The organism is Anaerococcus faecalis, assembly GCF_013371425.1.
Lineage (GTDB): Bacteria > Bacillota > Clostridia > Tissierellales > Peptoniphilaceae > Anaerococcus > Anaerococcus porci.
Map to the genome: position 1 here is coordinate 37,820 of NZ_JABVBA010000005.1, position 21,573 is coordinate 59,392.

A 21,573-nucleotide genomic window follows, 5' to 3' on the forward strand; every position below is an offset into this window, starting at 1 on the left:
GTTCAAAGCATCGGCAATTATTGATTTTGTCGATGCTTTTTATTTGTAATAATTAAAATTATGATTTTTATAAATAATTTAAAATTTTAAAATTAGAGAATAATGGTCTAGATTTTCCTATAAACTTATTTGGCAACTTTGTAAAATGATTCATACTTTTATGTAAGTTTATATAAATATGGTATTTTTAATTTTTTATTTTATTATTAATATTGACGAAATTTCAAAGAGAATAAGCTATAAATCAAGCTAAACGAAATTATTTAAAATACCAATCTAAAGAAGAATTATTGACAAATTATAGGGGATAAAGGAAGATTATGCTAATATAGATACAAATAATTCCTAAAATTAATGATTCAATTTTACAGGAGGTAGAATATTATAAATTCTTTAGGAAGAATAATTGTTAAAAGTTTTTATAAAGAAATTAAACTACTTAATATAAAGAGAATTAATATTTATAGTTATTATTTATCACTATATAATAAGAGAAATGAAGTTGTACCTATCCTAACTTAAGTCCTTAAAAGGGATGTAAAAACATCTAGAAAAACGTTTACTTAAAGTATTTAATCTATAAATAACTATTTGCCAGTTTGACCCTTAGTAGTTATTTAAATTAAAACTATACATTACCTTAATTAAATGATAATTTAATTAAGGTAAAGGTATAAAAAAGCATATAGTTAAAGATAAACTTACTATAGAGAGATAGCTTAAAATTATCATGTGCTTATTGCTTTTTTAGTAAAGTTTTTAAAAAGATGGAAAACAACTGCGGTAGAATTTAAAATTAAGTAAGGAAGAAGGTGAGATAAGGCTTTAATCAAGGGTTTATTAAAGAAATTAATAAATTTATTAATTTTATAAAAATTAAAAAAACAAATATTAGCAAAAAAAAATTTAGAAAAAGTCAAAACTTTAACGTTAAGGTAAGAGTTCATTGTTATTTTTTAAACTATTGATTTTTTTTGATAGCAATTAAGCTTGAAATTCCAACGAAAAATTGTTTTCCAAAAAAATTTTTGACCTTAACCTTAGGGATATTGATACTATTTAGACAAGGAAAACATTTATAGTTTTTAAATATTTAAAGAAAGAAGGAGAGAATGAGAGTGGAGAAATCACAAAACTACACAAATACTACAAAAGCCAGTGTAGCAAAAGAAGCTTTAGATAAGAAGTACTTTTCCAAAGGCCTTAATATTGGAATCCAATCTGGTATTTACTACGGTCTTTATACAGCTTTGGTCACTACTGCTACAGTTTATGGTATATGGAAGTTCTGGTATTCAGGAGAAGCTGGATTATCTGAAATGACCTTAGCTTTTATCTTAGGTACCCTTGCTACAGGAATCAACGACTTAACATCTGCTATTTGGGCCTTAGGCAATTCACTTTTAAAGGGTAAATTCGGAGATTTCATTAAAACCATTAAGACAAAACCAGGCCTTATAATGATATTTGCAGCCATAGTCGGAGGTCCTATTGCAGGAGTTACATATATCCTAGCAGTGCAAATGGGTGGTCCAGTTGTAATACCTATAGCAGGTTTAAATGTTGCGATTGGAGCAATTCTTGGAAGAATAATCCTAAAACAAGAATTATCAGCTAGGATGATTGCTGGTATTGTAATTTGCCTTATAGCTTCTCTACTTATTGGTGCAACAAGCTTAACAGGAGAGATTAAAGATGGAATGCTACTTGGCATTATTCTTGCTCTTATAGCCGCTTTTGGATGGGGACTTGAAGGAGTTATAGCAGGATTTGGTACATCAATGATTGATTCAGAAATTGGAATAGCAATTAGACAATCAACATCAGCCCTATCAAACTTACTTATAGTTTTACCAATACTTGCACTAATTGAGGGGACAGGAATTGGACTTATTGGAAGTCTATTCACAAAAGCCATAACAGATCCGACAATTTTATTATTATTTGCTAGTGGATTTTTCACATTTATATCTTTTAATTTTTGGTATAAAGGAAATTCAATGTGTGGAGCAGCTCTAGGTATGGCATGTAATGGTACATATGCATTTTGGGGACCGTTCTTCTGTTGGATAATACTTGGAGTAATCCTTAAAAATCCAGGATATGAAATAGCTCCAATAGCTTGGATAGCTTCAATCCTTATGGCAATTGGAATATTTATAATGAGTGTCAACCCACTTGATTATTTTAAAAGAGGTAAGAATTAATGAGAAGACCATTAAATTATGAAATACTAAAATATTTTACTAATGTAGACAAGGCTTCAGCTCAAGATATCTACCTTGCTTTAGAAAGTGAATATAAAGACCACAAAGCTTTTAATTACGATAATATAGTAGAAAGTTTGATGACAGCTAAAGAAAACGGTCTTATAGATGAGGATTCATACGAACTTATAGACAACAAGTTAGTAGTTTACTATAAGGCAAGTGATGAACAAAAGAAGACGATTAATTATTATATAAAGTAGGTGCCATATGGAATATGAATCTCAGGCAATCGGTCTTATAGAAACACTTGGCATGCTGCCAGCACTTAAGGCCCTAGATGCAATGTTAAAGGCAGCTGATGTAAAGCTTGTATCATACGAGAATGTAGGTTCAACTCTTGTTACTGTAATAGTAAGAGGAGATGTATCATCTTGTATAAGTGCAGTTGAAGCAGGTGTTAAAGAAGGCGAAAAGATTGGAAAAATTACAGCTCACAATGTTATGAAAAGACCGGTTACAAATGTAAGTAAAGTTATATCAGTTCACAAAGTAGAAAATTAGGAGAAAATATGCAAGCATTCGGAGGTATAGAAACTTTCGGTTTAGTGTATGTGCTTGAGGCTGCTGATGCGATGGAAAAGGCAAGTGATGTAGAAATAGTAGGCTACGAAAATGTGGCAAGTGGTTATATATCAGTTCTTATAAAAGGAGACGTATCAGCAGTTGAAGCAGCAGTTGAGGCAGGAGTTAGGGCGGTAGAAGCCATGGGAGCAGAAGTTTATTCATCTCTAGTTATACCATCTCCTCACCCAGACCTTAACAAGGTAACCGAAATATATAATTTAGACAATTTAGTATAGAAAGGGAGAATTATGAAAGTTATAGATACTGACCTTCTTTCTGTACAAGAAGCAAGAATTCTTCTAGAAGAAGCCTACCATAGCAGGGAAAATCTTCTAGAAGTTGATAAGAAAACAAGAGCTTATCTACTAGGAAAAATCAAAAAATACTACGAGGAAAATTTGGAAAAGCTTACAAAACTTGCTTTTGATGAAACAAATTATGGCAAGAGTGAAGATGAACTAAGACTTGCTAAATTTTATCTTGATAACTTAGATGAAGAACTTAGGGACTATCCTCAAATATTTGATGTAGTCGAAGGAGGCCATAACAAGGAAGTAGCTCTAGCAAAGGGAGTAAGTCTAATCTTTATAGCACCATATCTTTCAACCCTTACAAGTTTTCAAGCAATATATCTTGCAACAAGAGCAGCGAATCCAGTAATAATTGTAAGCGATTCAAGGTGTAAGCAGACAGTAACAAAGATGGTTAAGGATATCATAAAGATAGAAGATGAACTCTACTATCCAAAGGGATCTTTATCAATACTAGAATATGGCTCTAAACTTGGAGAAAGAACACTTTATGAAAGTGATAAAGTTTCCTTCATTGTAGAAAATATCTTAAGTGATAATAAAAGAGAAATAAAAAATGAAAATGCTCAAGTTTTCGAAGCAGAAGTTGGAAATAACATTGTCTTTATAGACAAGTCTTGTGATGTTGATAAGGCAAGCTATGAAGTAATAAATTCAAAGGCTTTTAATAATGGTCTTCTTCCAGGGGTTGAACAATCCATAGTAGTTGAAGAAAATGTTTATGAAAAAACAGTAGAAAGCTTTAAAAAACATGGTGCTTACTTTTTATCAAAAGATGAGCATGTGGAACTTGAAAAGATAATCTATGACAAAGACCATAAGGTTAGAAAAGAACTTATAGGAAGAACAGTTAAAGAAATTGCAGATATAGCAGGGATAAAAGTGGATGATGATACAAAAATACTTGTAGTTACAAAACCTTACGTATCAGAAACAAGTCCTTATTCAAAAGAAAAATATAACCCTATAGTTTCTTTATATATAGAAAATGACTGGTTAAACGCCTGTGAAAAATGTGTAGAGTTAATTTTAAATGATAAAAAGGGTCAAAGCCTTTCAATTTACTCAAACGATTCTTATGTAATAGAGCAATTTATAGAGAAAAAGCCAGTGTCAAGAGTTTTAGTAAATTCGCCAACAGGACTTGGCTCAGTAGGGATAGGAACAAATTTACCTATATCATTTTCCTTATCAACTAAGAAGATAGACGGAAGCAACCAAACTTCCCTTAGTCCAAATCACTTTATGAAATTTAGGGAAATTGGTATATGCGATAGAGATGATATAAACTCATTTTTAAACAAAAAAGAAATAGAAAAAGATAAAAATTTATTTAGTAAAGTGTTAAATTCATTAAACAAAGATTATTAGGAGGAGAAATGGACTTAAGAGAATTTTCTAAGAAGTTAGCCATGGCTACAGAGCACATGTCTGATGAAGAAAAACAAAGTGTACGTCAATTATTTGAAAAAGTACAAGACCAATTAAATAAAAAAACAGAATCAAGCCAAAACCTAAATGCAGGATTTGAATCAGAAGGAGAAGAAATTCCAGATGGTCCTACTCAAAGACTAGTAGACCTTAAAAATAATTTCTTAAAGCAAGTACCAACTATTACTATACATAGAGCAAAGATAGTAACAGAACTTGCTAAAGAAAATCCAGGAATGCCTGAAATAATTCTTAGAGCAAAATCATTTAGAAAATGTTGTGAAACAGCACCATTAGTTATCCAAGACGAAGAGCTTATAGTTGGAGCACCATGTGGAGCACCAAGAAGTGGAGCCTTCTCACCAGATATATCATGGAGATGGCTAAGAGATGAGCTTGATACTATAGGAGATAGACCACAAGATCCATTCTATATTTCAGAAGAAGACAAGCAATATTGTAAAGATATAATATTTCCATATTGGGAAGGAAGATCACTTGACGAAGCTTGTGAGGCAAAATATAGAGATGCTGGAGTATGGGAATTATCAGGAGAATCATTCGTATCTGACTGTTCTTACCATCAAATAAATGGAGGTGGGGACTCAAACCCAGGTTATGACGTAATTCTTATGAAAAAGGGTATGCTTGATATCCAAAACGAAGCAAAAGAACACCTAGAAAAACTAGACTACTCAAATCCTGAAGATATAGACAAAATCTACTTCTACAAATCAGTAATAGAAACAACAGAAGGTGTAATGATCTATGCTAAGAGAATGAGTGAATATGCAAAAGAACTTGCTAGAGGAGAATCTAATCCAAAAAGAAAAAGAGAACTCGAAAAGATAGCCGAAGTTAACGCTCATGTTCCAGCTCACAAGCCTAGAACATTCTGGGAAGCTATTCAATCAGTATTTACAATAGAATCTCTACTTGTAGTAGAAGAAAATCAAACAGGTATGTCAATAGGAAGAGTTGACCAATACATGTATCCATTTTACAAAGCTGACATCGAAGAGGGAAGAATTAATGACTATCAAGCGTTCGAACTTGCGGGATGTATGCTTATAAAAATGAGTGAGATGATGTGGCTTACAAGTGAAGGTTCATCTAAATTCTTTGCAGGATACCAACCATTCGTAAACATTACAGTAGGTGGTGTTACAAGAGAAGGAAGAGATGCTACTAATGACTTAACATATCTTTTAATGGATGCAGTAAGGCACGTAAAGGTATATCAACCATCACTTGCAACAAGAATTCATACCAAATCACCAGAAAAATATCTAAGAAAGATTGTAGATGTAGTAAGAAGTGGTATGGGATTTCCGGCTTGTCACTTTGATGATACTCATATTAAGATGATGCTTGCAAAAGGTGTAAGTGTGGAAGATGCAAGAGACTATTGTATGATGGGATGCGTTGAGCCACAAAAATCAGGTAGACTATACCAATGGACATCAACATCTTATACACAATGGCCAATAGCAATTGAGCTTGTACTAAACAACGGCGTTCCACTTTGGTATGGAAAACAGGTAACACCAGATCTTGGAAGCCTATCACAATATGACACATATGAAAAATTCCAAAAAGCAGTTTATGAACAAGTTTCATATATAACAAAGCTTACAGCAGCAGCCACAACAATCTCACAAATAGTACACAGAGACATGGCACCAAAGCCACTTATGTCAATCATGTATGAAGGCTGTATGGAAAGTGGAAAGGACGTATCAGCAGGTGGTGCAATGTATAATTTCGGACCAGGAGTAGTTTGGTCAGGACTTGCAACATATGCAGATAGTATGGCAGCAATTAAAAAACTTGTATACGATGACAAAAAATATACACTAGAAGAATTAAACCAAGCACTTAAAGCAGACTTTGAAGGCTATGACCAAATCAAAAGAGACTGCCTAGATGCACCAAAATATGGTAACGATGACGATTATGCTGATAACATTTGTAATGACATAATCACATTTACAGAAAGAGAACACGCAAAATACAAAACACTTTACTCAAGACTTTGTCACGGAACTCTTTCAATATCAAACAACACACCATTTGGTCAAATGACAGGAGCTTCTGCTAATGGACGTGGTGCATGGACACCACTTTCAGATGGTATATCACCAACTCAAGGTGCAGACTACAAGGGTCCTACAGCAATCATTAAGTCAGTATCAAAAATGGCAAATGATTCAATGAATATGGGGATGGTTCACAACTTTAAGATTCAAAAAGGAATTCTTGATTCAAAAGAAGGAGAAAATGCTCTTGTTACACTACTTCGTACAGCTTGTATGTATGGAAATGGTGAAATGCAATTTAACTACTTAGACAATGAAACAATGTTAGATGCACAAAAACATCCAGAAAAACATAGAGACTTAGTAGTTCGTGTAGCTGGATATTCAGCATTCTTCGTAGAATTATGTAAGGACGTACAAGACGAGATTATAAGCCGTACAATGCTAGAACATTTCTAAGATAATAGAAAGGATTAAGGATGGATGTAGATTTAAAAAAAGATGGGATTGAAAGATGTGCAAGAATCTTTAATACCCAAAAATACAACGTCCATGATGGTCCTGGAGTTAGAACTTTAATATTCTTCAAGGGTTGCCCACTTAGGTGTAAGTGGTGCTCTAACCCAGAAGGACTTAGAAGTGACTGCCAGGTAATGATGAAGAAGAATGCTTGTATAAACTGTGGCCTCTGTGTTGGAGTTTGTCCTAAGAAAATCCACTATATGGAAAATGGAGTCCATAAGATAAATCGTGATATAACTTGTATAGGTTGTAGAAAATGCGAAAAAGCCTGCCTTCAAAATGCCATAGAAATAGTTGGAGAAGATAAGACAATATCAGAAATAATGGATATTGTAAGAGAGGACAAAGATTTTTATTTGATGAGTGGTGGAGGACTTACGGTTGGAGGAGGCGAATGTTCAAATCAAGCAGAAAGTCTAAAATCACTCCTTGAAGCAAGCCATATGGATGGGATAAATACAGCCATAGAAACTTGTGGATATATGTCTCAAAAATCCCTTGATTTAATAAAAGATCATGTTGACTTATTCCTATTCGATATAAAACAAATGGATCCTGTAAAACACAAATATTGGACTGGAGTAAATAACGAAAGAATCCTAAGAAACCTAGCCTATCTCTTAGAAAATGGGCATAAGGTTAGAGTAAGGATGCCAATTCTTAAAGGAGTAAATGATAGTAAAGAAGAAATAATGGCAGTAGTAGACTTTCTAGAAGACTACAAGTGCTTTAAAAACTTTGATGGAATAGATCTTCTACCATACCATAGATATGGAGTAGGAAAGTATGGACAACTAGATATGGAATATCCAATGGATAAGGAAATGGAAGGGGAATTTGGATTATCAGATGAAGAACTTGACAGGATTCAAAAATGGATTGACGAAGAAAATATAGAAGTAAACTTAGTAAGGCATTAGGTGAGAAAATGGAAAATCTACAAAGAATAGTACAAGAATCAGTACCAGGAAAACAAATAACCCTACTTCATTTAATATCTTCACCAGATTCACAAGTTAACGAAAAAATTGGACTTGACAAGGGAAATGCCATAGGAATAATGACACTTACACCCACAGAAAGCTCAATTATAGCAGCAGATGTAGCATCAAAGGCTGCGTGTGTGGAAATTTGTTTTATAGATAGGTTCAACGGATGTGTTCTTTTGCAAGGAGATAATGAAAGTGTAAGACAATCTCTTGAAGCAGTAAAAGATACATTTGAAAGAATGCTTAAATTTACATCGTCTCCTGTAACAATATCATGAAACTAAAGTGGCTTATTATAGGAAATGACGGGGTTGGGAAAACAAGCTTATCATCCATTATAGAAGAAAAAGACCTAAACAAGAAAAAAAGCCTCGACTTTCAATATAGGGATAAGACAATAGAAGCTCCTGAAGGTTTTATAGAAAACTCCTACCTAAACAATGCCTTAATAATGATCGGGCAAAACCAAGCGAAAGTAGTTGTTTTTATGCTTGATGATGAAAAAGACAACCACATTCCACCTAACTTTGCCAGAACATTTACAAGAAAAACCATTACCATAATCAATAAAATCGACCTTTATGACAAAGAGGACATGGATAGGCTAAGAGAGATAAAAGATTCAATAGGAAGTGAAATAGGATTTGAAATATCCTTAAAAACAGGTGAGGGAGTCGATAAATTAAAAAAATATATAAAAGAAATTGAGGATGAAAGATGCTTTTTATAACAGAAGATAAATTAAGGAATCAATATAAAAAAAGCCCTTTTGACTCATACCTACTAAAAAAAGGAAACAAGCTCACTCCTCAAGCAAGACAATTTCTCATAGACTTTAGGATAAAAATCATAAATGAAGAAAATCCTAAGCCTATAAAAAAGAAAGAAGATTTAAAGATTGAAGATAAAGTCTTTAAAGATAAGAAGTATATAAAAAAAGTTCTAATTCTAAAAGAGCTTGCCCTAGATATAAGAGAATTTGATCAAGAATTTGCCTTAATAATAAATCAATATGCCTTAGACTTTTATAAGAAAAAAGAAATTAAAATCGATCAAACAGATATTAGTAAAGATGAGGCGATTGAGATATACATAAAGCTAGATCTCATAAGTCCATACCTAAGGGCATTTACAAGTATAAATAAGGCCATAGAAAAACTAGAAGAAATTCATGATGATGATGTAGAAAAAATATCATCAATCCTATATGCCTGGTTTATAAATATAAGCAAAGGAGGATAGTCTTATTAATTTAGAAAATGTAAATAAAGTTATAAAAGATTTCGAAAAATCAATAGAAAATCCTAAAAAATCCAAGGGCAAAAAACTTTACACAGGTGTAGACCTAGGTACAGCCTTTATTGTACTTTGTGTTTTTGATGAAGATAAAAAACCAATAGCCGGTGCTTATGAATTTGCTCAAGTAGTAAGGGATGGGATGGTAGTTGATTATATAGGAGCTTGTGACATAGTAAGAAAACTTAAAAGTAAGCTTGAAGAAGAAATTGGGGATGAGCTTATCTATGCAGGATGTGCAATCCCTCCAGGAACAGAAAACATTGACGGTGGAGCTGTCAAAAATGTTGTAGAATCCGCAGGCTTTATAACAGAAAAAGTTCTAGATGAGCCAAGTGCAGCTAATACACTCCTAAAACTTGATAATGGAGCAGTGGTAGATATAGGTGGCGGCACAACAGGTATATCTATAATAAAGGATAATAAGGTAATAAAAGTTTTGGATGAGGCCAGCGGAGGTACTCACTTTTCCTTAGTTTTATCAGGGGCATACAAGGTAGACTTTGATAAGGCAGAAGAGATAAAAAGAGACTTCAACAAACATCAAGAAATCTTTCCTGTGGTAAGAGCTGTAATAGATAAAATAATTTCAATAATTGATAATGCTTGTATGGGTTATGACATAGATCAAATAGTTCTTGTAGGTGGTACAGCACTTTTAACTGGTATGGAAGAATATATTGAGAAAAAACTTGGTATAAGGACTTTAAAACCATCAAATCCAATGTTTGTAACACCAATTGGAATTGCTCTTTCACTTATAGAGGATGATAAAAATGGACATTAAGCTAATAAAGGCGCCAAGTCCTGCAACACTTGATATAATACAAAACAGATCAAAGCTCAAATTTGATAAAAGCCCTGGAGCCATGGGACTTGTTCAAGGAAAGATGATAGAAATGACCGTAGCTTGTGATATAGCTTATAAGACTAGTGGTGTAGAAGTGTCAGATGTAAGAGGATCTTGTCCTCAAAATATGGTCATGCTTGCCATAGTAGGTGATATGGAAGAAGTCAAGGTAGCACTTAGAAATATTGAAGAAAAAAGCAAGGAAAAAGACATATGGTAATCGCAAAACTTATTGGCAATGTATGGGCAACAAGAAAATATGATTCACTAAATGGTTTAAAGTTTATGTTAGTAGAAATTTTAGACGGAAGTGATAAAAATAAAAAAATTGTAGCAGTAGATACTATAGGAGCAGGAAGGGGAGATAGGGTTATAATAACCCAAGGTTCATCAGCAAGAGCAATCCTTGAAGAAGAATCTCATAGTAAAATTCCTGTTGATGCTGTCATAGTTGGAATAATAGATGAGGATTGCGATTTTTAAGGGAGGTTTTAATGAAAAGACTTATAAGCCAAGAAGAAGTCTTGAAAAATAAGGATCAAAAAGAAATCTTTGTTGATAAAAATACCTTAATAACTGCAGCAGCTAGGGACCTTTGTAAGGACTTAGGTATAGAAATAAAGTGTATTAATTCAGTTAAAGAGGTAGAAGAAAATAAAGAATCTACAAAAAAAGAATATATAGAAATTAAAGATAAAGAAAATAAAAAAGAAAACCAAGCTGTTTTATCAGAAAACCAAATCTATAACATCCTAAAAGATGGTATAAATCAAGGACTAATATCAGAAAGTGATATTGAAAGGATGTTGGGATAGATGAGTGAGTTTAGTCTGTTACTTAGTAAATTAGTGGAAAATTATAAAGAAAATAATGAAAAAGTTAATATAGACCTTTACAAAATACCTATAGGTATATCAGGAAGACATATTCACCTTTCACAAAAAGACTTAGATACCTTATTTGGAAAAGGATATGAACTTACACCCATAAAAAAACTATCACAACCTGGTCAATTTGCTTGTAAAGAAACACTTACAATAGCAGCTAGGAAGGGATGTATAGAAAATGTAAGGATAATAGGTCCTGTAAGAAGTCAAAGTCAGGTAGAAATACTTAGGGCAGATGCTTTTAAACTAGGAATAAAACCTGTTTTAAGACTTTCAGGAGATTTAGAAAATACTCCAGGAGTTACAATTATAGGAGCCAAAGGAAGCATAATACTTAAAGAAGGTGTAATAGTAGCCCAAAGACATATCCACTTTAACAATGAACAAGCAAGAGTTCGTGGTTATAAAAATGGAGACATAGTTTCCATAAGAGTAGGTGGACAAAGATCAGCTATTCTAGAAAATGTAAGCATCAGGGTAGGAGATAATGGATACCTTGATTGTCACATTGACCAAGAAGAGGCAAATGCCTTAGGACTTGGCCCAAAAGACTATGCAGAGATTATAAGATAAGGGGTTTAGATGACTGAAAAAAAAGAACAAGCTAAAAATGAAACTGTAAACAAAAAAACAGAAAACGAAAAAAAAGCTCAAGAAGAAGTAAAAGAAATATCAAATAAAACAAAAAATAAAAAAGAAGAAAAAAAGGAGATAAAAACAATGGCACAATTAGACGCATTAGGAATGATTGAAACAAAAGGTTTAGTAGGAAGTATCGAAGCAGCAGATGCAATGGTAAAGGCAGCAAATGTAACATTAGTTGGAAAAGAACATGTAGGTGGAGGTCTTGTAACAGTTCTTGTAAGAGGAGATGTAGGAGCAGTGAAAGCAGCAACAGATGCAGGAGCTGCAGCAGCACAAAGAGTTGGAGAATTAATCTCAGTACATGTAATTCCAAGACCACATGCAGAAGTAGAAACAATCTTACCTCATAAAGAATAAGAAAAACCTTTAAAATTAATAGATAAAAATTTAAAAATATAGAAAGAAGGTAAGTATGCAAGAATTCGATTTTGATCTTGCTTCTATTCAAGCCGCAAGAGACCTTGCAAGACGTGGACACGAAGCAGAACTTAAACTAAGAGCTTATACATTTGACCAAATTGATAGAATCATAAAAGCCATAGCAGAAGCTGGAGAAATCCACGCAAAAGAACTTGCACAAATGGCAGTAGAAGAAACAGGATTTGGTAAAGTTGAAGATAAAATTTATAAAAACCACATGGCTAGCGGACTTCTATATGAAGGAATCAAAAACCAACAAACAATCGGTATAGTAGATGCTGATGAAGCTGGTCAAGTAATAACAATAGCAGATCCAGTTGGCCTAATAATGGGAATTGTTCCATCAACAAATCCAACATCAACTGTTTTATATAATTCAATGATAGCTATAAAATCAAGAAATCCGATTATCTTTAGTCCACATCCAAAGGCTAGTAAGTGTACAACCAGGGCAATTGAGATAGTAAACGAAGCAGCAGTAAAGGCTGGAGCACCAGATAACATAGTTCAAGGATTATCAAAACTTTCTATGGATGCAACCAACGCCCTAATGCATGCTGATGAAGTTAAACTTATCATCGCTACAGGTGGACCAGCAATGGTAAAAGCAGCATATTCAGCTGGGAAACCAGCTATTGGAGTAGGTGCAGGAAATTCACCAGCTTATATTGAAAGAACTGCAGATATTAAAAAGGCCGTAAGAAATATAATGGCTTCAAAGACATTTGACAATGGTACTATCTGTGCTTCAGAGCAATCAATAATAGTAGAAATATCAAATAGAGAAGAAGTTATAAGAGAATTTAAACAAGCCGGTGCCTACTTCATGAATGATGAAGAATGCAAAAAAGTTTGTGCCCTTTTATTTAGAAATGGGACAGCAATGAACCCTAACTTTGTAGGTAGAAGTGCAAAGGTAATAGCCGATGCTGCAGGAATATCAATTCCACAAGGTACAAGAATACTTATAGGCGAACAATATGGAGTTGGTAAAGAATATCCACTTTCATTTGAAAAACTTACATCAGTATTAGGATTTTATACAGTAAGTGACTGGAAAGAAGCATGCGATCTATCATTTAAACTTCTTGAAAATGGTATAGGACACACAATGAGTCTTCACACAGAAGATAAGGAAATTGCAAGGAAATTTGCTATAAAACCAGCAAGTAGAATCTTAGTAAATACAGGTGGAACAATGGGTGGTACTGGACTTTCAACGGGACTTCCAATAGCATTAACACTTGGATGTGGAACAATGGGTGGCTCAAGTGTATCTGAAAATGTTGGACCAAAGCATTTAGTAAACTTTAAAAAACTAGTATATGGGACAATTGATGCAGATAAGGTAGTAGCAGAAGACAAAATATTTGCTAAGTATCATGGAAATTGCTCAAGTCAAATAAATAATGGACTACCAAAATACTTTGAATATTCAACAGGATGTAACAATTGTAAAACTGAGGAAGAAAGAAAACATTCAAACTTTAATGAAACAGGAGAGATTAACCTAGAAGAATTAAAAGATATGGTTGACTCACTAGTAAAAGCCTTCAAAGGTGAATAATACGTTTATAAATTAAAATAAAAATAAAGGAGAATTATAATGAACGAAGCATTAGGAATGATTGAAACAAAAGGTTTAGTAGGAAGTATCGAAGCAGCAGATGCAATGGTAAAGGCAGCAAATGTAACATTAGTTGGAAAAGAACATGTAGGTGGAGGCCTTGTAACAGTTCTTGTAAGAGGAGATGTAGGAGCAGTGAAAGCAGCAACAGATGCAGGAGCTGCAGCAGCACAAAGGGTTGGAGAATTAATCTCAGTACATGTAATTCCAAGACCACACACAGAAGTAGAAACAATTCTTCCTTCTAGAAAATAAGAATAAAAAATATGCGATATGATTTATCGAACTTTTATGAAAAATTAAAAGAAAAGTTTAATAAATCTCAAGCAAGAGAAACCCTAATATACCTATTAGAAGAATTCTCTAAAACAATAAGTTTAAAGGATGAAGGAGCCATTATCTTTGTAGGTAATGAGCTCTCATCTTTTCTTAGAGTAAAGGGACAGACAGACCTTGCTTATAAGATTTATAAAATATTAGTTGACTTAGTTATAAAAAACTATGGCAAAAAATCTAAAGAATATGCAAGTCTTCTCTTAAATATAGGAAACTGTGATATAGTAGCAAAAAACTACGATAAGGCCATAAAAAGGCTTGATGAATGTGAAGAAATCCTCAAAAACTTTGATGATATAGGCTATCTACTAGCTAGTCTATATAATAATAGGTCACAAGCTTATAGGTCAAAATCTATCCTAGATAAAGCTGAATCTGATATAGAAAAAGCCCTAGACTTAATAGATAAAAAGGAAAGAATTGCAGTATCTAGGATAAATCTTGCAGAAATTTTAATACTTAAAAAAGAATATAACAAGGCCCTTACAAATGCAAAGTTTGCCATAGACTATTATGAAAAAAATAACCTTAAAGTACCTCATCTAGCTAATGCCTATGCAACTTGTGCTAATATCTTTTATAAACTAGGAAAATATGATATAGCAATCAAATATTACAAAAAAGCAATTGAAGTATTCGATCAAACAGTAGGAGAAGGTCCAGCCAAAAAAGTTCTAGAAAGAAATCTAGAAGAGACAAAAAGGAAAAGAGATATCTTATGAAGGCAATAGAATTATCAAAAAACTACTTCTATGATGTAGCTTATCCTATCTTTAAAAAAGAATATCCACAAATTGAAGACATCTGGGCTACAGGCTTGGTTGGAGAAGGATCAGAAAACTTTAGGCTAGATGATGAAATCTCAAAAGACCATGACTATGGTCCGGGATTTTGTATATGGTTAAAAGAAGAAGATAAGATAAAGCACCAAAGAAAAATAGAAGAAATTTTAAAGAAAATCCCTAAAAAATATATGGGATATGAAAGAATTGAGACTGCTACTTCTGGCAAAAGAACGGGACTTTTTTCTATAGAAGAATTTTATTACAAGTACACATCTTTTAGGAAATTTCCTATAGAAGATATTGATTTTCTTAAAATTCCAGAATCATATCTAGCGACAGCAACTAATGGCGAAGTATTTTTTGATAATTGTAAGATTTTTACAAGATATAGATTATACCTAAAAGAATTCTATCCAGATGATGTGTTAAAGAAAAAACTTGCAGCCTACTTATTTCAAATGGGACAAGCCGGACAATATAACCTAAAAAGAAGCCTTGATAGAAAAGATATTGGTGGAGTTTTTTTATCAAAAAGTGAATTTATAGAGGGATTATTCGGTTCACTTTTCTTACTTGCCAAAGTATATATGCCATATTATAAACTCAGACTAAGAAGATTAAAACAAATAGATTACTATCCAAAAGAGCTTATGAATGATATAGAAAAATTTATCCTTTCAAATGATTATAAAGAGCTTATAGACTTATCCGAAAAACTATCTATATATATAAAAGAAATATTAAAGTTTAGAAATATGACAAGGATAGATGAGTCATTTTTACTTATCCAAGCTCAGCAAGTACAAAAATCTATAAGAAATCCACAAATTAGAAATATAAGTCTTATGAAAGGAAATTAAATGAGAGATATATTTTTATATGTAGATAAGGAAAAGTTAGATGAAATCTATAAAGAAAAAAATATAAGCAAAGAGTCTAGGGCAAAGATAAATTTTATTGTAAACTTTGAATGGGATCAATTTGACAAAGTCAAAGGACTCAATGGAAGGGCATCATGTCAAGACTCTCCTATAGAGTTTATGATAATGAGACTTGCCCAATACCTATCATATGATAGGGAGCTTATAAGTCTAATCTTTGATAACATGACTTACGCAAAAGATGAAAAATTTAATCCAATCTATGATAAGTATGCTAGGATGATGGAATATACTGATAAGAAAAACTTTGAAAAAATAAAGAAAGGTCTAAATTATTTATCACCAGTAAAAAGATCTACACTTTTATCTATCAAAAATGCTCTACAAAATCAAAAAGTCAAATTTCCAGATAAGCTTGAAAAAGTAAGACCAGAAAAAAGTGAGTCAAAAAGAATCTCTTCCACAGACTATTTTATATGTGAGATATCTTTTATGTCCCTAAAAACCTTATGGAAAATAGAAGAGTTAGTAAAAATGAAAAACCATAATTTAGTTGAAAAAATATATCAAAATACTATATATTTATATAAAAGATTGAATTATGGGGTGGGAAATGAAAGACAAAAATGAACTTTATTCTATAGGACAAGCATCAAAGCTTGCAGATGTATCTACAAGAACCCTAAGACACTATGAGTCTATAGGAATAATAAAACCAGACTATGTCAAAGAAAATGGCTACAGATACTACAATAAGGACACCATAATGATGATGTCAATAATAAAATACCTACAATTTATGGACTTTTCTCTAGATGAGATAAAAGAATTCATCTTCAAAGCAAATTACCATGACATAGATGAAAGCTTTAGCAAACTTATAAAAAATACAGAAAATGAAATAAAAAAACTTAGGGAAAGATTAGTTATAATAAAAGATTGGCATGAGCTTATAAACGAAGCAGCAGCAGCTTTTACCTTGGGAAATAGCAATCCAAGTGTTAAATACTTCGAAGAAGAAGAGTTTATAGCTTATCCATTTGACTTTGACTACAATTACGAAAAATCTATCCTAAGTCTTGATTATACAAACTTTGTAAAAGAAGAAAATAACAAGATTACAGGCGCAGTCATGTTTTATTTTTCCTCCTTTGTAGATAGGATAAAACATGAAGATGAAAATAGAGATATTGATGCAATCTACATCCAAAAAACTGTGAAAGATATTGAAAATAGAAACCATATATTCAAAAGAGAAAAGGGATTTTATGCATCAGTTTACCACTTTGGACCATATAATAATATAAAGAAATCCTACAAAAAGCTCATAGAATGGAGCAAAAGCTATAGGTACAAATTAAAGGGTTCATCCATAGAAAGATTTGTTGTGGATACATGGACCTTTAGGGATAAGAGCCAGTACTTAACAGAAATACTTATACCGATAGAAATGAAAGTAAATTAAAGGAGAACAGATGACATTTTCAGTAAAATCTACTATAAAGGTTGGAGATGATAGCCTTGAAACAATTAATACCCTTGGGGCAAAAAAAATATTTTTCATAACTGATCCTTTTGTAGTAGAAAGTAGAATGATAGATCAAGTTATAAATTTACTTGATAAGTCAGTAAACTATACTATATTTAGTGAAATAAGACCTGACCCCGACCAAGAGCTAGTAGATAATGGAAAAAGCGTTCTTAAAAACTTTAATCCAGATCTTGTAATAGCTATAGGTGGGGGAAGTGCTATAGATGCAACAAAGGCAATTATATACAATATCTACAAAGAAAGAGGAGAAAAAATTCCATTTATAGCTATACCTACAACAGCAGGAACCGGGTCAGAGGCTACAAATTTTGCTGTAGTTACAGTTGGTGATAGCAAAAAGGTTCTTATAGATGATCTGATGTTACCAGATTACGCTCTCTTGGTAGCTAAATTCACCAAAACAGTTCCAAACTTTATAACAGCAGATACAGGAATGGATGTTCTAACCCATGCCCTTGAAGCCTATATAAGTAAAAATGCTTCAATTTATACAGATACCTTTGCAGAAACTTGTATAAAAACAGTCTTTGAGATTCTACCAAAGGTATATGATGATGGGGATAGACTTTCACTTAGAGAAAGAATGCTTGAAGTATCAAACATAGCAGGTATTGCCTTTAACAATGCGGGACTTGGCATAAACCACTCCCTTGCCCACACCATAGGAGGAAACTTCCATATATCCCATGGAAGATTAAACGCAATTCTTCTTCCATATGTCCTAGACTATAACTGTAAGAATGATGAAAGAGCAAGAAAAAAACTAGATAGCTTAGCTAAGAAACTAGGACATAATGATTACACCTGTATAATAAAAGAGATAGAAAAACTAAACAAAAAATTTAAAATTCCAGAAAAGCTATCAGGACTTGGAAAAATTGATGCAAGAAACTATGCAAATGCAATAGATAAGATGGCAGATACAGCCCTCAATGATAGGTGTACACCTACAAATCCTGCCCTTGTAACAAAATTTGATCTCGCAAATATACTAAGAGATTCTTTCTAATTATGAAAAATTTTACAAAAAAATCAAAAAAATTCTACGATTAAGTAGGATTTTTTTAATTTTCTTACTAACTTTAATAAATTAAAAGACATAATTTATCAAAGATTAACCTTTGCCTAGATTGACAAATAATCTTTTGTAGTATAAAATATTTTTTGAAATAATATGTTTTATAATAAAGGAGAGAAAATTGAATAAGTCGGTATTGGGGAAAATTACTTCCATAATATTTCTAGTAACATATGCAATATTTTTTGTATTTATAAATAATTATAACATTCTACCAATAAAGTACAGAATATTAATTCTATTTATACTATTTATTCCAGTACTAGGAAATCTAATCTTATGCTTTTTAGGTAAAAAATTTCTAATAGGGAAAATCTTACTTTTTATTATCCTATTTCTCTTAAGTCTTGGAGAAGTTTTATTTATTTCCTATGCACACAAATCCATTAGCACAGTTGAAGAGATATCAAATAGCAAATATCAAATAAAAAATGAAGTATCCTTTCTTGTATTAAAGGATTCTCCTATAAAATCAATCGAAGAAATAGATGGGAAAAATATAATTACAGCAGAAACTATAGATTCTAAAAGTACCACCAAAGCACTAGAATCACTTGATTCTACAAACTTAGAACCAATTGACTATACCGACTATGTAACAGGTGCTAAGGGACTTTTAAATGGTGAGGCAGATCTTATGCTTCTTAATGAAAGCTTTAGACCTATGGTAGAGGAAAACATTGAAGGCTTTAGTGAAAAAACTAGAGTTTTAAAATCAGTTTTAATAGATGAGAAAAAAGAAAAACAAGAAAAAAAGCAAGTAAAAGAAGATGAAAGCTTCAATGTATTTATATCGGGCATAGACACCTACGGAGCTCTTTCCAATGTCTCAAGATCTGATGTAAATATGATAGTGAGTGTAAATCCAAGGAAGGGAAAAATCTTAATTACATCAATACCAAGAGATACCTACCTTAAAATAGGTGATATGGGTTATGATAAACTAACTCATGCTGGACTTTTTGGGGTAGATACCTCCATTAAAAGTATAGAGAACTTTTTTGATATAGATATAGACTACTTTGGAAAAGTGAATTTCACTAGTTTAAAAGAATTAGTAGATATACTTGGAGGAATTACAGTAGAAAATCCGGTAGAATTCACTACATCAGGAGGAGCCTACCACTTTCCACAAGGTGAAATATATATGGACGGTGATATGGCACTTTCCTTTGCTAGAGAAAGATATCATCTAGAAGAGGGAGATTTCGATAGAGGGCGAAACCATACAAGGATAATGACAGGAATAATAAAAAAATTATTAAGTCCAGAGATGCTACTAAATTTCAACACTCTTGCAGAAATAGCCCTAAAATCAGTAAACACAAATATGTCTTATGATAAGATGATAGAGCTTGTCAACAAGCAAATAGAAAAAGGGCAAAACTGGGATATAGAAAGCCAATCTCTTGAAGGATACGGAAGCATGGGAGAAGAATCTCTACTCATGCCAAATGCACAATTATACATGATGATACCAAGTGAGGATTCAGTTAAAGAGGTTAGGGAAAATATTATAGAGAACAATAAGTAGAATTATCTTGATTGAAAGAGGTACAATATGGGACAAACAACCATAATTATAATGATTTTAACAATTATATCCAAGCTGTTTGGATTTATAAGAGAGTCAGTAATGGCTGCCTTTATAGGGGCAGGGGAACTTAAATCAATATATACAACAGCTACAACTATCCCAACTATGTTAGCTAACGTTATATCTTTAGGTATAGTTTCAGGTTTTATCCCTATATATAATAAAGCTAAAAATGAAGGGGGTGAAGAAAGAGCTAACATTTTTACCTCTAACCTCATTAATATTATATTGATATATGGTGTTGTAGCTTTGTCTATAATATTTATATTTGCAGGTCCTATATGTAAAATTCTTTCACCAGACCTTGCTGGAGATTCCTTAAAGCTAGCTATTAATTTTACGAGAATAGTTATTTTCTCTCTATTTGCTTTATTATATTCATCTATTATTAAGGGTTATTTAAATATAAAGGGTAATTTTGTTGATCCAGCAAGTACAGGAATTATTTTAAATATTTTTATAATTATATCAACAATATTAACTGGTATTTTTAAAAATCCTTACATATTAGTCGTAGGTACATTTTTAGCTTTTACTCTTCAATATGTAAGGTTTCCATTTGTAGCTAAAAAATTAGGTTTTAAATATATAAAAAAATTAGATTTTTCTGACGCATATGTAAGATCAATGTTAATAATAGGTATTCCTGTTATTATATCTAGTGCAGCGGATCATATCTCTGTCTTAATAGATAATTCTATGGCATCTGCTTTCTTTGGTGTTTCAAGTGTATCCAAAATGTTTTATGCAAAAACCATGCTTAATTTTATTATGGGAGTTGTTACTATATCAGTGACAACAGCAACTTTTCCTGAGATAGCAAAATTAGGACAAAGTGGAAAGATTAAAGAAATGAAAGATAAGACAATATCAGCTGTTGTTTTATCCATGCTCTTAGTTATCCCGGCTACATTTGGCATGATGGCACTTTCTAATCCTATTATAAAACTAGCTTTTGAAAGGAATGCATTTACAACATCGGATACTGATATAGTAGCTAGTGTTCTTGTATCATATGGTCCATATATCATATTTTCATCTTTGATAAAAATACTTGCAAATGCATTTTATTCTGTAAGAGATAGTAAAACACCAGTAATAATATTACTTATACAGCAAATAATAAATTTGATTATGAACATAATATTATCAAAAATATTTGGTCTTAATGGTCTGGCTTATTCTACCAGTGTGGCAACTTTGATTTGTAGCGTTTTATTATTTATTTCTTTTAGAAAAAAACTTGGAGATTTTAAATTAAAAACTACAATAAAGTCATTATTGAAAATAAGCATTGTATCATTTTTAATATGTATAATTGCAAGGCTAAGCTTTGAATTTTTTATAAGTACCTTACCACTTATTTTAAGTATAACAGTATCAGTATTATTGGCTGGTGTTATTTATCTAATAGGAATAATCTTATTGAAAATTCCAGAGTTCAATTATTTGATAAGTTCAGTTAAAAAGAAAATATCAAAAAAATAGGAGAT

The 21,573-nt window shown here is 32.1% G+C and carries 25 protein-coding genes; all 25 read left to right on the top strand.

Annotated features, from left to right (window positions below; translation table 11 throughout):
• Positions 1-1,118: 1,118 nt before the first annotated feature.
• The 25 genes from HV819_RS05840 to murJ all read left to right on the top strand — a co-directional run bounded on the left by HV819_RS05840 (position 1,119) and on the right by murJ (position 21,568).
• Positions 1,119-2,207 (top strand): DMT family transporter, encoded by a 1,089-nt coding sequence (locus tag HV819_RS05840; protein WP_235942766.1) that lies wholly within the window; start codon positions 1,119-1,121, stop codon positions 2,205-2,207.
• Positions 2,207-2,470, top strand: a complete 264-nt coding sequence (locus tag HV819_RS05845; RefSeq protein ID WP_154540000.1) for a hypothetical protein — start codon at positions 2,207-2,209, stop codon at positions 2,468-2,470. Before HV819_RS05840 ends, HV819_RS05845 begins: the two co-directional genes overlap by 1 nt.
• A gap of 7 nt (positions 2,471-2,477) precedes the next feature.
• Positions 2,478-2,771 (top strand): BMC domain-containing protein, encoded by a 294-nt coding sequence (locus HV819_RS05850; protein WP_154540002.1) that lies wholly within the window; start codon positions 2,478-2,480, stop codon positions 2,769-2,771.
• A gap of 8 nt (positions 2,772-2,779) precedes the next feature.
• Entirely contained in the window at positions 2,780-3,070 is a 291-nt protein-coding gene (locus HV819_RS05855) for a BMC domain-containing protein (RefSeq protein WP_154540004.1), read from the top strand.
• Between the two features lie 12 nt (positions 3,071-3,082).
• Positions 3,083-4,516: an aldehyde dehydrogenase family protein gene (locus HV819_RS05860; RefSeq protein WP_176269715.1), complete on the top strand. Its 1,434-nt coding sequence runs from the start codon at positions 3,083-3,085 to the stop codon at positions 4,514-4,516.
• Positions 4,517-4,524: 8 nt separating this feature from the next.
• Entirely contained in the window at positions 4,525-7,074 is a 2,550-nt protein-coding gene (cutC, locus tag HV819_RS05865) for a choline trimethylamine-lyase (protein ID WP_176269716.1), read from the top strand.
• Positions 7,075-7,094: 20 nt separating this feature from the next.
• A complete protein-coding gene (gene cutD / locus HV819_RS05870; protein ID WP_176269717.1) occupies positions 7,095-8,057 on the top strand; it encodes a choline TMA-lyase-activating enzyme in 963 nt (320 codons plus the stop codon).
• A gap of 8 nt (positions 8,058-8,065) precedes the next feature.
• Entirely contained in the window at positions 8,066-8,404 is a 339-nt protein-coding gene (locus HV819_RS05875) for a BMC domain-containing protein (RefSeq protein WP_154540012.1), read from the top strand.
• The gene (locus HV819_RS05880) at positions 8,401-8,856 is read left to right on the top strand and encodes a EutP/PduV family microcompartment system protein (protein ID WP_176269718.1); all 456 of its coding nucleotides are present in this window, start codon (positions 8,401-8,403) and stop codon (positions 8,854-8,856) included. Before HV819_RS05875 ends, HV819_RS05880 begins: the two co-directional genes overlap by 4 nt.
• The gene (locus tag HV819_RS05885) at positions 8,844-9,368 is read left to right on the top strand and encodes a cobalamin adenosyltransferase (RefSeq protein WP_176269719.1); all 525 of its coding nucleotides are present in this window, start codon (positions 8,844-8,846) and stop codon (positions 9,366-9,368) included. The genes HV819_RS05880 and HV819_RS05885 overlap by 13 nt, the downstream gene beginning before the upstream one ends.
• 4 nt (positions 9,369-9,372) lie before the next feature.
• On the top strand, positions 9,373-10,209 hold the full coding sequence (gene eutJ / locus HV819_RS05890; RefSeq protein ID WP_176269765.1) for an ethanolamine utilization protein EutJ: 837 nt from the start codon (positions 9,373-9,375) through the stop codon (positions 10,207-10,209).
• Positions 10,199-10,492 carry a BMC domain-containing protein gene (locus tag HV819_RS05895; protein ID WP_154540018.1) on the top strand — a complete coding sequence of 98 codons (294 nt, stop codon included), beginning with the start codon at positions 10,199-10,201 and terminating at the stop codon, positions 10,490-10,492. The genes eutJ and HV819_RS05895 overlap by 11 nt, the downstream gene beginning before the upstream one ends.
• The gene (locus tag HV819_RS05900) at positions 10,486-10,755 is read left to right on the top strand and encodes a EutN/CcmL family microcompartment protein (protein ID WP_154540020.1); all 270 of its coding nucleotides are present in this window, start codon (positions 10,486-10,488) and stop codon (positions 10,753-10,755) included. The genes HV819_RS05895 and HV819_RS05900 overlap by 7 nt, the downstream gene beginning before the upstream one ends.
• Positions 10,756-10,766: 11 nt before the next feature.
• A complete protein-coding gene (locus tag HV819_RS05905; RefSeq protein ID WP_176269720.1) occupies positions 10,767-11,087 on the top strand; it encodes a hypothetical protein in 321 nt (106 codons plus the stop codon).
• A complete protein-coding gene (locus HV819_RS05910; protein WP_176269721.1) occupies positions 11,088-11,732 on the top strand; it encodes a phosphate propanoyltransferase in 645 nt (214 codons plus the stop codon).
• A gap of 147 nt (positions 11,733-11,879) precedes the next feature.
• A complete protein-coding gene (gene eutM / locus HV819_RS05915; protein ID WP_154540243.1) occupies positions 11,880-12,161 on the top strand; it encodes an ethanolamine utilization microcompartment protein EutM in 282 nt (93 codons plus the stop codon).
• Between the two features lie 55 nt (positions 12,162-12,216).
• Entirely contained in the window at positions 12,217-13,791 is a 1,575-nt protein-coding gene (locus tag HV819_RS05920; protein ID WP_176269722.1) for an acetaldehyde dehydrogenase (acetylating), read from the top strand.
• Between the two features lie 36 nt (positions 13,792-13,827).
• Positions 13,828-14,106 (top strand): ethanolamine utilization microcompartment protein EutM, encoded by a 279-nt coding sequence (gene eutM, locus HV819_RS05925; protein WP_326831241.1) that lies wholly within the window; start codon positions 13,828-13,830, stop codon positions 14,104-14,106.
• An 11-nt stretch (positions 14,107-14,117) separates the two neighbouring features.
• Entirely contained in the window at positions 14,118-14,909 is a 792-nt protein-coding gene (locus HV819_RS05930) for a tetratricopeptide repeat protein (RefSeq protein ID WP_176269723.1), read from the top strand.
• The gene (locus tag HV819_RS05935) at positions 14,906-15,832 is read left to right on the top strand and encodes a DUF4037 domain-containing protein (RefSeq protein WP_176269724.1); all 927 of its coding nucleotides are present in this window, start codon (positions 14,906-14,908) and stop codon (positions 15,830-15,832) included. Before HV819_RS05930 ends, HV819_RS05935 begins: the two co-directional genes overlap by 4 nt.
• Positions 15,833-16,483, top strand: coding sequence for a DUF4125 family protein (locus tag HV819_RS05940; protein ID WP_176269725.1), 651 nt, complete (start codon positions 15,833-15,835; stop codon positions 16,481-16,483).
• Positions 16,467-17,318, top strand: coding sequence for a MerR family transcriptional regulator (locus HV819_RS05945; protein WP_154540036.1), 852 nt, complete (start codon positions 16,467-16,469; stop codon positions 17,316-17,318). The genes HV819_RS05940 and HV819_RS05945 overlap by 17 nt, the downstream gene beginning before the upstream one ends.
• A 10-nt stretch (positions 17,319-17,328) precedes the next feature.
• Entirely contained in the window at positions 17,329-18,414 is a 1,086-nt protein-coding gene (locus HV819_RS05950) for a 1-propanol dehydrogenase PduQ (protein ID WP_176269726.1), read from the top strand.
• 190 nt (positions 18,415-18,604) lie between these two features.
• Positions 18,605-20,017 carry an LCP family protein gene (locus HV819_RS05955; RefSeq protein WP_176269727.1) on the top strand — a complete coding sequence of 471 codons (1,413 nt, stop codon included), beginning with the start codon at positions 18,605-18,607 and terminating at the stop codon, positions 20,015-20,017.
• Between the two features lie 27 nt (positions 20,018-20,044).
• Positions 20,045-21,568 carry a murein biosynthesis integral membrane protein MurJ gene (gene murJ / locus HV819_RS05960; protein ID WP_176269728.1) on the top strand — a complete coding sequence of 508 codons (1,524 nt, stop codon included), beginning with the start codon at positions 20,045-20,047 and terminating at the stop codon, positions 21,566-21,568.
• Positions 21,569-21,573: the final 5 nt, after the last annotated feature.

Coding starts and splice junctions, on each gene's coding strand:
- HV819_RS05950 (WP_176269726.1), top strand. CDS start 17,329: ATGACATTTTCAGTAAAATCTACTATAAAGGTTGGAGATGATAGCCTT.
- HV819_RS05920 (WP_176269722.1), top strand. CDS start 12,217: ATGCAAGAATTCGATTTTGATCTTGCTTCTATTCAAGCCGCAAGAGAC.
- HV819_RS05895 (WP_154540018.1), top strand. CDS start 10,199: ATGGACATTAAGCTAATAAAGGCGCCAAGTCCTGCAACACTTGATATA.
- cutC (WP_176269716.1), top strand. CDS start 4,525: ATGGACTTAAGAGAATTTTCTAAGAAGTTAGCCATGGCTACAGAGCAC.
- HV819_RS05875 (WP_154540012.1), top strand. CDS start 8,066: ATGGAAAATCTACAAAGAATAGTACAAGAATCAGTACCAGGAAAACAA.
- HV819_RS05910 (WP_176269721.1), top strand. CDS start 11,088: ATGAGTGAGTTTAGTCTGTTACTTAGTAAATTAGTGGAAAATTATAAA.
- HV819_RS05845 (WP_154540000.1), top strand. CDS start 2,207: ATGAGAAGACCATTAAATTATGAAATACTAAAATATTTTACTAATGTA.
- HV819_RS05855 (WP_154540004.1), top strand. CDS start 2,780: ATGCAAGCATTCGGAGGTATAGAAACTTTCGGTTTAGTGTATGTGCTT.
- eutM (WP_154540243.1), top strand. CDS start 11,880: ATGGCACAATTAGACGCATTAGGAATGATTGAAACAAAAGGTTTAGTA.
- HV819_RS05885 (WP_176269719.1), top strand. CDS start 8,844: ATGCTTTTTATAACAGAAGATAAATTAAGGAATCAATATAAAAAAAGC.
- HV819_RS05880 (WP_176269718.1), top strand. CDS start 8,401: ATGAAACTAAAGTGGCTTATTATAGGAAATGACGGGGTTGGGAAAACA.
- HV819_RS05860 (WP_176269715.1), top strand. CDS start 3,083: ATGAAAGTTATAGATACTGACCTTCTTTCTGTACAAGAAGCAAGAATT.
- HV819_RS05850 (WP_154540002.1), top strand. CDS start 2,478: ATGGAATATGAATCTCAGGCAATCGGTCTTATAGAAACACTTGGCATG.
- HV819_RS05945 (WP_154540036.1), top strand. CDS start 16,467: ATGAAAGACAAAAATGAACTTTATTCTATAGGACAAGCATCAAAGCTT.
- HV819_RS05930 (WP_176269723.1), top strand. CDS start 14,118: ATGCGATATGATTTATCGAACTTTTATGAAAAATTAAAAGAAAAGTTT.
- HV819_RS05900 (WP_154540020.1), top strand. CDS start 10,486: ATGGTAATCGCAAAACTTATTGGCAATGTATGGGCAACAAGAAAATAT.
- cutD (WP_176269717.1), top strand. CDS start 7,095: ATGGATGTAGATTTAAAAAAAGATGGGATTGAAAGATGTGCAAGAATC.
- murJ (WP_176269728.1), top strand. CDS start 20,045: ATGGGACAAACAACCATAATTATAATGATTTTAACAATTATATCCAAG.
- HV819_RS05940 (WP_176269725.1), top strand. CDS start 15,833: ATGAGAGATATATTTTTATATGTAGATAAGGAAAAGTTAGATGAAATC.
- HV819_RS05935 (WP_176269724.1), top strand. CDS start 14,906: ATGAAGGCAATAGAATTATCAAAAAACTACTTCTATGATGTAGCTTAT.
- HV819_RS05905 (WP_176269720.1), top strand. CDS start 10,767: ATGAAAAGACTTATAAGCCAAGAAGAAGTCTTGAAAAATAAGGATCAA.